The 12432-nt window shown below is 73.5% G+C and carries 11 protein-coding genes; 2 read left to right on the forward strand and 9 right to left on the reverse strand.

Annotation, left to right across the window (positions count from 1 at the left end):
* Window positions 1-12: 12 nt before the first annotated feature.
* A complete protein-coding gene (gene fxsA / locus B9S64_RS05410) occupies window positions 13-180 on the reverse strand; it encodes an FxSxx-COOH cyclophane-containing RiPP peptide (protein WP_103490840.1) in 168 nt (55 codons plus the stop codon).
* 228 nt (window positions 181-408) lie between these two features.
* Window positions 409-1116, reverse strand: a complete 708-nt coding sequence (locus tag B9S64_RS05415; protein WP_103490841.1) for a hypothetical protein — start codon at window positions 1114-1116, stop codon at window positions 409-411.
* A 321-nt stretch (window positions 1117-1437) separates the two neighbouring features.
* Between B9S64_RS05415 and B9S64_RS05420 the strand changes: the two genes are divergently transcribed.
* Window positions 1438-2367, forward strand: coding sequence for a DUF4231 domain-containing protein (locus B9S64_RS05420; protein ID WP_103490852.1), 930 nt, complete (start codon window positions 1438-1440; stop codon window positions 2365-2367).
* 40 nt (window positions 2368-2407) lie between these two features.
* Here B9S64_RS05420 and B9S64_RS05425 read toward each other — a convergent pair whose 3' ends face one another.
* The 5 genes from B9S64_RS05425 to B9S64_RS05445 form a co-directional block, all read right to left on the reverse strand.
* Complete coding sequence (locus B9S64_RS05425) at window positions 2408-2887, reverse strand: hypothetical protein (protein ID WP_103490842.1); 480 nt, start codon at window positions 2885-2887, stop codon at window positions 2408-2410.
* Window positions 2888-3213: 326 nt separating this feature from the next.
* Entirely contained in the window at window positions 3214-4020 is an 807-nt protein-coding gene (locus B9S64_RS05430) for a DUF1684 domain-containing protein (protein ID WP_103490843.1), read from the reverse strand.
* A 4-nt stretch (window positions 4021-4024) separates the two neighbouring features.
* Window positions 4025-5347 (reverse strand): NtaA/DmoA family FMN-dependent monooxygenase, encoded by a 1323-nt coding sequence (locus B9S64_RS05435; protein WP_103490844.1) that lies wholly within the window; start codon window positions 5345-5347, stop codon window positions 4025-4027.
* Window positions 5344-6318 carry an LLM class flavin-dependent oxidoreductase gene (locus tag B9S64_RS05440; RefSeq protein WP_103490845.1) on the reverse strand — a complete coding sequence of 325 codons (975 nt, stop codon included), beginning with the start codon at window positions 6316-6318 and terminating at the stop codon, window positions 5344-5346. The genes B9S64_RS05435 and B9S64_RS05440 overlap by 4 nt, the downstream gene beginning before the upstream one ends.
* Window positions 6319-6765: 447 nt before the next feature.
* The gene (locus B9S64_RS05445) at window positions 6766-7965 is read right to left on the reverse strand and encodes a DUF5685 family protein (protein WP_181012257.1); all 1200 of its coding nucleotides are present in this window, start codon (window positions 7963-7965) and stop codon (window positions 6766-6768) included.
* A 324-nt stretch (window positions 7966-8289) separates the two neighbouring features.
* On the opposite strand from B9S64_RS05445, the gene B9S64_RS05450 reads away from it, so the two are divergent.
* Window positions 8290-8730, forward strand: a complete 441-nt coding sequence (locus tag B9S64_RS05450) for a cell division protein SepF (protein WP_103490847.1) — start codon at window positions 8290-8292, stop codon at window positions 8728-8730.
* 51 nt (window positions 8731-8781) lie between these two features.
* On the opposite strand, the gene B9S64_RS05455 is transcribed toward B9S64_RS05450, so the two are convergent.
* On the reverse strand, window positions 8782-9990 hold the full coding sequence (locus B9S64_RS05455) for an acyl-CoA dehydrogenase family protein (protein WP_103490848.1): 1209 nt from the start codon (window positions 9988-9990) through the stop codon (window positions 8782-8784).
* Between the two features lie 235 nt (window positions 9991-10225).
* Window positions 10226-11965 (reverse strand): MFS transporter, encoded by a 1740-nt coding sequence (locus B9S64_RS05460; RefSeq protein WP_103490849.1) that lies wholly within the window; start codon window positions 11963-11965, stop codon window positions 10226-10228.
* Window positions 11966-12432 lie beyond the last annotated feature (467 nt).

Raw genomic sequence — 12432 nt, forward strand, 5'->3', positions numbered from 1 at the left:
TCGGCGCCGAACTCAGAGTGCCGAACTGAAGGTCGAACTCTGGACAGTCCGACGCGTGGAGGTACCGATGACCCGACCGGTCTTCCTGGTGGTGTCGGCACCATGGGTGTCGATCTTGGCGAGTGGCACGCGGCTCTTCTTCGCGACGGCGAAGGAGGGGGAGGTTTCGTAGGTCTTCACGGCCGTCCTTGAGGGTTTGTTTCCGGACACTGGGTTCACCACCGGAATCTGCGTATTCACAGGATCCGGCGGCCTGACTTTACTCCCCCGGCAACCCCTCGCACATGCCACGGTGGTATGAATTCACGGGTTCGAGCCGCATTGCGGGGAAAGGAATCCGCACGTGGTTGACCCGGCCGGGTGACGGTCGAATACGCGGGCCGGGCCGGGCCGCGGCCGGTTCCCCCCTCACCCGACCGGGCCGTGTGCGGTGCCTTTCGCCCCCTTCAGCAAGTCGCCCGTCCGCTCGTGACTGTCACCGGCGATGTCCGTCACCCGCACCCGCAGGTAGAACGCCTCCACGCGGTCCACGAACCTCTGGGAGAACGCCCCCACCAGCACCGTCTCGTAGCTTCCGGTGGCGACCAGCGGGAAACCCGGGCCGAGTTCGGGCATCTGGAAGTCCTCGGCGACCACCAGGCCCACACCGGTCAGTTCGCGCACGGCGGCCGGGACGTCGATCCAGCCGGAATCGGCGGGGCCGGCTCCGGCGAGGACCAGCCGGCAGTCGCAGGACTCGACGGCCGCGATGTGCTGACCGCCGTTCAGTATGCCCACCCGCCAGGCCGTTACGCCCCCTCTGAGGTGGCCCTTGTCCCATGCCGCCCGCCAGCCCAGGTGGGGCCGCACGGTGCGGGCGTACTGCGCGCGGGCCAGGACCGCCCCGACCGCGACGGCCAGCAGGCTGCCCAGCGCCTCCGGGTCGAGCACCTGGAGCCGCCACGGCCACTGCGCCCGGGTGTCCGGGGCGATGTTGGCACGGACGGCTTCCCAGAGCAGGACGAGGACCAGCAGTCCGAGCATCACCAGGGGCACGGTGAACAGCAGCGGGCTCCTGCGGATCCTGCGCTGGGCGAACGTCAACGGCTCCGCACCGCCCGGACCGGCGTCGACCACGCGTCCTCCCCCGCGTCGTGAGGGTGCGCCGCCTCATCGGTCTCCGGCACAACTTGCCCTCGCCATCACACAGTTGTGCGACTCTGCCACAACGGGCGGCGTCGCGCGAGTGGGTCCGGGGCCGGATCCGCGGAGGCGGGCCCCGAGGCGCCATTGCCGCCGCCGGGACGGCCCCCCTACGCTCGTGGGTCCGGCAGGCCTCTCCCGCGCCCCTTCCGGTCCCGGGCGCCGTGCGCCCGGGGGACGGGCAGCGCGGGGGCCATGGCCGACCGCGCGGAGGGCCGGTGAGGCGCGCCCGCCACAACTTCAAACGGGGTGAACATGACGGCGATTCCCGGGCCGCTGCGGTCCATGGTGTTCCGGAACGACGACCTGCCCGCACTCTTCCACCACACCGACGCCGTGGCCGTCGCCAGGCAGCGGGAGGCGGTCAACACCACCCGCTGCCAGTTGGCCCTGCTCGTCCTCGGCACCGTGCCCGCCGCCCTGCCCTGGCACGTCCGGGTCGGCGAGTCGGTGCGGCTCCTGGACTGCGTGGCGGTGGCGGCGTATCTGGGTGTCCTGATCACGACGTACGCCGCGGCCCGCCGCAAGGCGAAGTCGCATTGGCAACTCAACCGCTCCGCAGCCGAGTTCATCAAGTCCAACTGCTGGCGGTACGCGGTGCACGGCTCCCCCTTCGACACCGGCACCCTCCATCCGGAGGCGGTGTTCGCCAACCGTCTCGAAGAGGGGTTGCAGGAGTTGCGGAAGGTGGGGTGGCGCGACCCCCGGGAGGAGATGGACGACGAGGGCGGCGGTCTCATCACGGCGTCCATGCGGGAGTTACGGGACAAGGCGTTCACCGTACGCAAGGAGACGTACATCCGGGACCGGCTCATCGAGCAGAGGCGCTGGTACCGCAGGCGGCAGCAGGTCTCACGGAAGGGTGCGCAGGTCTGGTCGGGCACCGTCGCCGCGCTGACCCTGCCGGCGCTGGTGCTCGCCGTGCTCCAGACCCTCGGCACGGCCGGTTCCTTCGCGCTGACCGGGTCGCTGTCCGCCGCCGCCGCGGCCTGCCTCGCCTGGAACGAGACCCGCCGCCACCACCCGCTGGTGTCGGCGCACTCGCTGGTGGAGGAGGACCTGGAGAACATGCAGGCCGCGATGGAGACCACGCTGACCGAGCGGCAGTGGGCCGCCGCGGTCTTCGAGACCGAGCGCATCGTCAGCCCCGAGCACACGGACTGGCTGGCCCGGCACCGGATATGACGGCCCAACAGCCCTGCTACCACGTAGATATGACAGGCAGTCAGTTCCGGATCACGCCGTCACGCCAGATGACCGTGACCGGGCGCCCCAGCGTCCTGGCGTACGTCACGATGTCCCCGGTGCCGCCCAGGCCCCGGGCGGGCAGGCCGTCCCAGACCGCCAGGAGCCGGTCGCAGTGGTCGGCGATGTACGTGCCGGCGGCGTAGTAGGCCTCGTCGGTGGAGTGCGGGAAGTCCAGGCGGACCTCACGGACCGCGCGGGCCTTCAGCTTCCGGTAGCGGGCGAGGTCCGCCTCGTCGTCGAAGCCGTCCTCGTAGTCACCGCTGGGGATCACCGCGGTCAGCTCCGCCCCGTGGGCCAGGGCGAGGTCGGCGAAGAGCTGGTCCGCGCCGACGGCCAGGCTGGAGAGCGCCTCCAGGGAGCCTTCGAGCCCGCACAGCGCGCTCCGTATCCCCTCCAGCACATGGGCGTGCGCCTCCTCGGGGATGGAACGGTGACCGGTCACTCCGATGCGTTTCACGGATCTGGAACCCCCTGGGTGTCTGCGGGGGCCCGGGTGAACTCCCCCGGACAGGCGCGGTGTCCGCCCCCGGCCTACCTCTGCGACCGACCGTCCCCACATCCTCTCAAAAGCCGCGGGCCGAGCGGGAGCCCCCGCCGGGGACCGGCAGGGGCTCGTGGGAGTGCGGTGGTGCGCGACGGGTCGGTACGGGGTGACGCCGTACGCGCTCAGCGCCTCCGTGACGGTGCCGCCGAGGATGCCGGTGGTGGGCCCCGGCGGGTGACGGACATGCCGCTCGCCGCCGGGGCCGGACGCCCGGGGCGGGGCGCCCGCGTCCGGCCGGATCAGGCGTCGACGCGGTTGCGCTCCCCCGCCGGGACCGCGACCGGCAGGGTGTTGCCCGGCGGCGGGAAGGGGCAGATGAAGTGGTCGGCGAAGGCGCAGGGCGGCAGCAGCGCCCGGTTGAAGTCGACCACCACCCGGCCGTCGGCGTCCGGGGCGGCCGGGCGCAGGAAGCGGAAGCGGTAGCTGCTCCCGCCGCTGGTGGCGTCCGCGAAGACCGCCCAGAGGGAGCCGTCGGGCTCCACCGCCACCTGGAGCGTGTGCTCGGTGCCGTCCAGGGTGAAGGCGATCTCGCCGCCGAGTCCGAGCCCCCGTTCGCGCCCGTCGGCGTTCTCGACGCGGACGCTCCGGTCGCCGTCGTACGGGCGGAAGACGCCGTCCAGGGACCAGCGCGGGTCGTACGGGGTGGCGTCGATGGTCCGGAAGGCATGCCGGGCGGGTGAGGCCGGGTCGAAGTCCCGTACCGCCCAGAGGCCTTCGCGGCGCAGGACGACCAGCCGGCGGTCGCCCCGCGCCGCCCGCGAGGCGTCGATCGGCCCCCGGTCGGGGCCCAGCCGCGCCTCACCGGAGAACGGCTCGCCGTCGAGGGTCAGTCCGTCCTCGGGGGCGGCGGTGAGCACCACCGCGTCGCCGTCCTCCCGCCACCGTCCGGGGACGTCCGGGACCCGGCCGTCCGGGTGGTCGAGGAGCCAGTGGGTGCCGGTGAGGGAGAGGGGTCCGTGCGGTGCCGCCACCGCGACGACGCGTGCCTCGTGCCAGCGCCTCCATGCGGCGGGGCCCCGGCCGTCGTGTCCTGCGTCCATGCTCATGCGGTCAACCCTTCCACACCGGCTCGGCGTGGCCGAGGTGCGACCTCAGGGTGGTCCCGGTGTACGCGGAGCGGAAGGACCCGCGTTCCTGGAGGAGGGGGACGACCCGGTCGACGAAGTCGTCGAGGCCGCCCGGGGCGAGGTGGGGTACGAGGACGAAGCCGTCGGCCGCTTCGGCGGTGACGAAGGCCTCCAGCGCGGTGGCGACCGTCTCCGGGGAGCCGACGAAGGACGGGGAGCCGACGAAGGACGGCCGGGTGGTGGCCTCGACGGCCGTCCGGCGGACGGAGAGCCCCTTGGCCCCGGACAGCGCCCGCCGGGTGGCCGCCGCCCCCGGCCGGTCGGCGTTCCTGGCCCCGCCCCGCACCAGGTCCGGTTCCGGGCTGGGGTCGATGCCGGGGTCGATGCCGGGCGGGGGCCCGTCCGGACCGTACGGGGAGAGCTCGCGGCCCCGGACCTGTTCCGGGGCCGGCAGGGCGTTTCGCGCGGAGACCTGGAGACGGCGGATCGCGGCGGCGCTCTCCTGGGCCTCCGCGTCCGTGTCACCGAGGACGACGGTGACCCCGGCCATGACCGTCAGGTCGTCGGGCCGCCTGCCGTAGGCGGCCAGCCGCGCCTTGACGTCGGCGTAGAAGGCCTGACCGTCCTCCAGGGTGCGGTGCCGGGTGAGGACGACGTCGGCGGCCGAGGCGGCGAACTCCCGGCCCTCGTCGAAGTCACCGGAGTGGAGGACGACCGGGTGCCCCTGCGGGGAGCGCGGAACGGTGAACTCCCCGGAGATGGCGAAGTGCCGCCCGGTGTGCGCGAAGGGGCGCGGGGTGCCCTCGGGTGTCCAGGAGTCCCACAGTTCCCGGGCGGTGGTGACGAACTCGGCGGCCCGCGCGTACCGTTCGGCGCGGTCCGGGTGGCCGCCGCGACGGAGGTCCTCCCGCGTGGGGGCGTCGGGGCAGGTCAGCACCTGCCAGGCGGCGCGCCCGCCGCTGAGGTGGTCGAGCGTGGCGAGGCGCCGGGCGAGTGCGTAGGGCTCGTTGTACGTGGCGTCGACCGTCGCGGCGAGGCCCAGCCGGTCGGTGACGGCGGCCAGGGCGCCCAGCAGGGTGAGGGCTTCGGGGCGGCCGGCCACGTCCGGGTGGTGGGCCCGCCCGTGGTGTTCGCGCGGGCGCGGCCCTTCCCCCGCCAGGAAGAAGAAGTCGAACTTCCCGCGTTCGGCGGTGCGGGCGAGGTGCACCAGGGAGGAGAAGTCGGTCTCGCTGCCGGAGCGGGAGCCGTCCCGCACGGTGGTGCTGTCGGCGCCCGGGAAGCGGACGGCCAGCCGCATCTGCTTCATGAGGCGGCCCCCGCCCCGCGTGGCGCGTACCGGTTGGCCCGGCGGGCCAGCCCGAGGTGCTCGCGGAGTGTGCCGCCGGGATAGAAGGTGCGGAAGAGGCCGCGGTGCTGGAGGAGTGCCACGGTGCCGTTGACGATCCTTTCGAGGTCGCGTCCGGGGGTGAGGGGGGTGAGGTGGAAGCCGTCGACCGCCCCGGCCCGGTACCAGTGGGTGACGAGTTCGGCGAGGTCGACGGGACCGCCGCGGAAGTAGGTGCCGTGCCCGGCGAGTGGTGGGCCGCTCTCCGGCCCCGGTCCGGGTGCGGTCTCGGCGTCCCCGAGGTCGACGGTGAGCGCGACCAGGACCCGCAGTCCGTCGGGGTCCCGTCCGTGGGCGGCGGCCGCGCGGCGCAGCTCGTCGCGGAGGGCCGCCGCCCGCTCGGGCGAGGAGGCGCGTACGTACACGACGTCGGCGTGCCGGGCGGCGGCCCGTGCGGCCGGACCGGTGGTGGCGTCGAAGACGGTGACGGGTCCGGCCCGCGGAGGCCGGGGCACGCGGGCGGGTCCCCAGCTGTCCCAGAGCCAGGCGGACGCGTCCGCGGTCTCGCCCGCCTCCTGCCAGAGCGCGGGGGCGGGGGCGGCCGGCCGCCGGCCGAACAGCCGGGCCTCCGCCTCGGTGGTGGACACGTCGGCGTGCCAGCCGGCCCGGCCCTGGCTCACCCAGTCGAGGGTGGCGACGGCGGACGAGACGTGGAACGGCTCGGTGTGCGTGGTGGTGACGGTCGGTACGAGGCCGACGCGGGTGGTCTCGGGGGCGACCCGGGCGAGCACGGCCATGGCATCGGGGCCGGGCCGGGCGAAGGAGTCCCTGAAGGTGACGAAGTCCAGCGTGCCCCGCTCGGCGAGCCGGGCGAGCGCGATGTGGGAGGCGGCGTCGTAGCGGGGCGGGCCGCCGATCTCGGCGGCCAGATGGAGGGACCTGGTCGTGGGCATGCGAGGGCTCCGTGGATGCAGAGATCGGACACGGGACGCGCCTGCGCGTGGAACACGACGTGGACCGGGCCCCTCAGCGCCGGTCCGCTCCTGAGAAAACCGCCCAACGGCTCGCGCTGTCAAGCGTGTCCATACTGTGAGCGGGTCGTCCCGGCGTGGTTGACGCGCCGTCCGCCGCCTGTTCCACTGAGGCCATGTACGCGCAGCAGTGGCTGGTCACCCGATCGCACATCGACTTCGGTCGCGTGTGGTCCTGTTCCTGTTGACCTGGCCCCCGCGTCTTCCTGAGCCCGTCCCGCTCGCGCCGCCGTCGGCGCCGGAGCGGCTCTTCCCCCGTGCCTTCGCGTCCACGACCTCTCCGCGCACCGCCCCCCTCACGCTCCTCCCCTCGTAGGACCGCCGTTCCTGCCCGCGGCTCCGTGCGCCCACCCGCCGGAGCGCGCGGGTTCAGCAGTCGCACCCGCAGTCGCAGCCCCCGTCACCGCAGCAGCCACAGCAGTTGCCGCAGCAGTCGCACCCTTCGCAGCAGCCCTCGCAGCAGTCGCCCTTGTGGCAGAGCCCTTCGCGCGGCTGCCCGCTCCAGGGGTCGTGGAAGGTGCCGGCGCAGCACAACTGGCAGGTGCAGGCCAGCCCGGCCCAGACCAGGCAGCCGGCGATCAGACCGCGGCGGTTGCGGGGCGGCTCGGGCGGGGGCGGGGGTCCGGGTGGGCCCCCGGGCCCCGGCGCGTACGGGTTGCCGGGTGCCGGGCCGAAGCTGCCGGCCGGCTGCCCGTCGGTGCCGTGCGCGCACCCGGTGGAGCCGAACGCCCGGTCCACCGACCGCCGCAGTTCGTGCACCAGCAGCACGTGGGCCAGCGTGCCGTCGGTGAACTCGGCGTCCGCCAGTGCGAGGCGCACCCCGTGCAGCGCGTCGTCGCAGAGCCGGCGGGCCTCGGTGAGCGGGGTGCCGGTGGCGGTGAGCGGGTTCCAGGCACCCGACGCGGCGTCAGTTTCCTGGTCCTCGACGGCGTCCAGCAGATGCGCGAGGCGTCCGAAGAGCCGTCCGGCCTCGGCGAGCGGCGCGGCGTTGCCCGGTCTGCCCGCGAGAACGGCGGTGTGCGCGAAGGCCGCCGCGGTCGCCGTCTCGGTGGGCTCGGTGACGGTCAGCAGGCTGCTGCCGGGTCCGGCCAGTGACTCGATGCCGGTCTGCCGGTCGACGGCGTCCACGAGGACCGCGGTGTCGAAGCCCAGCTCGGCGCCCGTACGCGCTCCGGCCCTGTCCCAGCCGGCGGCGACCCGGCGGGCGGCGGCGGCCACCGGGCGGCGCTTCAACAGCCCGTCCCGGTCCGCCACGTGGTCGCGCACCTTCGCCGAGGCCAGCACCAGCGAGACGGCGGCCGCGAGCCGGGCCCCCTCGCCCCGGGCGACCGGGGCCGTACGCATCGAGCGCAGCGGGCAGGGTCCCGCGGTGCGTCTGCGGTCGGCCGTGCGCTCGACCTGAGCCTCCGTCAGGACCGAGACGATGAGGCCGTCGTAGTTCGTGACGACCCGGGCGAACTGCCCGTGATCGGCGCGGAGCGCGAGGCAGAGCCCGCAGAGGTGGGCCATCCACTCCGTCCTGAGCCCCTCGGACAGCCGGTGGGCGCAGGGCCTCACTATTCCGAACACGACAGTCCCCCGTCAGCCGTTCCCCCGTGACCCGCGTGCTCGTACGGGCGCGCGGCGTGCATCGTGCGGCGTGCATCGTATCGAGTGACCCGTTCACCCGTACGTCCCCCATGTCACCCGTACGGACTGGAGCATCATATTTTCTTTCCGCAAGCCCCCTTATACGGGTAGAAACCTGACGAACCGCCACATGATCTGCACCAGTAGCGTCACGAATCCCCTGCGCGCCGACTATCCCCTTGGCGCACGATCCGCATCATGGACGACCATAGGGATAGGAAAGAGATGCGGAACACCACAGAACCGCGGTGAGAGGAGGCGTCCATGGGATCGGTGCGCAAGGCGAGTGCCTGGCTGGGCCTCGTGGAGGACAACGACGAGCGGTACTACGACGACGAGTACTCCGAGGATGCCGATACCGGTACGAACCAGGCGTGGGCGACCGACCCGCGCGTACAGGTCGCCTCCGGGAAGGCGGAGGACACGGGCCGGCGGATCGCCACCGTCACCCCGGACAGCTTCCGGGACGCGCGCGCCCTCGGCGAGCTGTTCCGGGACGGCGTCCCGGTGATCGTCAACCTCACGGCCATGGACCCCACCGACGCCAAGCGCGTCGTGGACTTCGCCGCCGGGCTGACCTTCGGGCTGCGCGGTTCGATCGAGCGGGTGGCGACCCGGGTCTTCCTGCTGACCCCCGCCCACACGCAGGTGGTGAACGGCGAAGCCGCCGGCCGGCCCGCCGACGGCTTCTTCAACCAGAGCTGAGCAGGGCGCTCGCCTCGGGCCTCACGCGCGCTTCCCGGATCCGGCGGGGATCTAACGGAAGGCGTCGAGGCCGGTGAGCGCCTTGCCCAGCACCAGCTGGTGCATCTCCACGGTGCCCTCGTAGGTGAGCACCGACTCCAGGTTCGTCGCGTGCCGCATCACCGGGTACTCCAGCGAGATGCCGTTGGCGCCGAGGATCGTGCGCGAGGTACGGCAGATCTCGATCGCCTCCCGCACGTTGTTGAGCTTGCCGAGACTGACCTGCTCCGGCCGGAGCCGGCCCGCGTCCATCCGCCGCCCCAGGTGGTGGGCGAGCAGAAGGCCCTTGTGCAGTTCCACCGCCATGTCCGCGAGCTTGGCCTGGGTGAGCTGGAAGCCCCCGATCGGCCTGCCGAACTGCTCCCGCGTACGCGCGTAGTCCAGCGCCGACTCGAAGCTCGCGCGCGCCGCGCCCATGGCGCCCCAGACGATTCCGTACCGGGCGTGGCTGAGGCAGCTGAGCGGGCCGCGCAGCCCGGTGGCGTCCGGCAGTACGGCGTCGGCGGGCAGCCGCACACCGTCCAGGACCAGTTCGCTGGTGACCGAGGCGCGCAGCGACCACTTGTGCCTGATCTCCGGCGCGGAGAAGCCGGGGGTGTCCGTCGGTACGACGAAGCCCCTGATGCCCGCTCCCCCGGCCGTCTCGTCGGTCCGCGCCCAGACGACGGCGACCCCGGCGACGGAGCCGTTGGTGATCCACGCCTTGCGGCCGGTGAGGATCCAGTCCGTGCCGTCCCGTTCGGCGCGGGTGCGCATCCCGGCCGGGTCCGAGCCGTGGTCCGGTTCGGTGAGGCCGAAGCAGCCGATGATCTCACCGGCCGCCATGCCGGGCAGCCACCGCTGCCGCTGCTCCTCGGAGCCGAAGCGGTGGATGGCGTACATGGCGAGAGAACCCTGTACGGAGACGAGGGAGCGGATCCCGGAGTCGGCGGCCTCCAGCTCCAGGCAGGCCAGCCCGTACTGGACGGCGGTCGCCCCGGCGCAGCCGTAGCCCTGGAGCGGCATGCCGAGTGCGCCGAGCGCGCCGAGTTCGCGGGCCAGCTCGCGGATGCCGGGCAGCTCTCCCTTCTCGTACCACTCGGCGATGTGCGGCAGGACCCGGTCGGTGGCCCAGGTGCGCACGGTGTCGCGGATCGCGAGGTCCTCGGGGTCGAGGAGGTCGTCGATCCCGAGGGGGTCGGCCGGGTCGAACGGGGGGAGTTTCGACGGCTTCACGGACAAGGGGGCCTCCGGCGGCTCGCACGGTCCAGAAACTAAGGGCTGTCCCGTCGTCCCTGGTGGATCGGCGCGCGGCGTCAGGTGCGGTGGATCGCACAGCGGAGGGACGTCCGCGTACGGGATGTATGCGGGCGTCCCGACAACGCGGCGAGGTGCCGTAGCTGTCGTCGTACGCCCGCCAGGGACGACGGGACAGCACTTAGCAGTGGTAGTTATCGCGTCGTGCTGACGTTACGGCTCAGTGTCCCGCCCGTCCAGAGCCGGTGGCCTCGGCCACCTCGCGCCGCCCGGCGGCCGGACGGCGGCGTCCCGGTGTGCCCTGCGCGGGGAGCACGGGGGCGTCGGAGCGGGTCCGGACCGCGCCGGTCCCCTGGGCGGGGGCCGTCTCCGGTCCGGCCGGCGCCGAGGCCGCCTCCAGGTGCTCCTCCGGCTCCCGGCCGCACTCCATGGCGCGCGGCAGCCTGAGCGCGGCCAGCGCGCCGAGCAGCAGGAGCCCCGCGCTGACCAGCAGGGTCACATGCAGCCCACCGACGAAGGCGTGCCGGGCCGTGGTGCGCAGCGCGTTGCCCGCGGGGCCTCCGAGCTGCCCGGCCACCTGGTAGGCCTCGCCGAGCGAGCGGGAGGCGGCGGAACCCGCCGCGGCCGGCACGCCCTCCTTGTGGAGGCCGGCCAGACCGGGCGCGTAGGCCGCGTTCATGACGCTGCCGAGCAGCGCGATCCCCATGCCCGCGCCCAGTTGGTAGGAGGTCTCGCCGATGGCGGCCGCCCCGCCGGCCCGTTCGGCGGGGGCCTCGCTCAGCATCGACTCGTAGGCCCCGAAGAGGGTGGACTGGAGCCCGAAGCCCAGCAGGACGAACCCGGCGGTGAGCAGGACGGGCCGGTCGTGCTGGCCCATCAGGGTCAGCAGGAGCACCGAGGCGGCCGTGAGCACGAAGCCCCAGCCCACCATGCGGCGCGGACCGACACGGCGCAGCGTGTACGAGCCGGTGGCACCGGCCGCCATCGCGGCGAAGGTCAGCGGCAGCAGCCGCAGGCCGGTCTCCAGCGGGCTGAGGTCCAGGACCAGTTGCAGGTACTGCACCGCGATCAGTTCCAGGCCGACGAGGGCCAGCATGGCCAGCACGATGCAGCCGACGGCGGTGGTGAAGGCGGGCCGGGAGAACATCGCGATGTCGATCAGCGGATGGACGCGGCGCCGCTGTCTGCGGACGAAGAGGACGAGCAGCGCGGCGCCCGCCAGCAGCGGGACCAGCGAGGCGGGGTCGGGCACCGCTCCCCCCGCGCCCAGGCGCTTTATCCCGAGCACGACACCGAGCACGCCGGCCGCGGCCGTCAGCGCGCCGACCAGGTCCCAGGGCCCGTCGTCGCCGCCCCGGGACTCGGGCAGCAGCCAGCGGCCGACCGGCAGGACCACGGCCATCAGCGGGACGTTGACGAGGAAGACCGAGCCCCACCAGAAGTGCTCGACGAGGAAGCCGCCGACGACCGGCCCGGTCGCGGCGCCCACGGCGGCGACCGCGGTCCACACCCCGATGGCCAGGGCGCGTTCACGGCGGTCGGGGAAGACCTGGCGGAGTATCGAGAGCGTCGCGGGCATGATCATCGCGCCGCCGACGCCGAGCAGCGCCCGTGCCGCGATCAGGACCCCGGGGCTGCCGGCCGTCGCGGCGAGCGCGGAGGCGATCCCGAAGAGCGCGTAGCCGCACAGCAGGACGCGCCGCCGCCCGATCCGGTCACCGAGGGTGCCGAAGAGGATGAGCAGGGAGGCGCAGACCAGGGGGTAGGCGTCCACGATCCACAGCAGGCCCACGGCGCTCGGCCGCAGGTCCGCGGTGACGGCCGGTACGGCGACGTGCAGCACGGTCGCGTCGAGGGCGACCAGCAGCAGGCTGAGGCAGAGGACGACCAGGACGACCCATCGGTCGGCACCGCCGGCCGTCGGGCGCGGCCGCGTCACGGCCGTGGACGTCCCTGTCATGTACGCACCTCCCACGCATGTGTCCCTCGCGCTCGGCGGACCCCCGGGGCCGGACCTGCGGCACCCCGGGCCCGGCATCGACGGGCGAGTGAGCCGTCAGCGTACGCGAGTCCCCACTGGTCACACGTGTCCCATCTCATACCGCCGTCCGCCCCGGAGTGTGGTGTACGCCACGCCCGCCGCCCGCGGCGGGGCCCTTCCGGAACCGTCGCGGTCCGTGTACGAGCCGCGCCTCCGGTGTGCTCCGCGCGCGTCCGGCGCCCTGTCCGGACGGGCCCGCCGAGGGGCGCGCCGTCGAATCGCGGAGCCGCGCCCACCCCCTCGGGGCCATTCGACGAAGATCAAACACCTCTGCGAATTCAGGGCCGTGAGGAATAGCCCGTACACGGGGAGAGGATTCTCCGGAGCGCGCGGAATGGATACCGGTCCGAGACAAAGTCCACATCACATCGTCATCACAAAGAGGC

Origin of the sequence: Streptomyces sp. SM18 (assembly GCF_002910775.2) — a bacterium.
Taxonomy (GTDB): Bacteria; Actinomycetota; Actinomycetes; order Streptomycetales; family Streptomycetaceae; genus Streptomyces; species Streptomyces halstedii.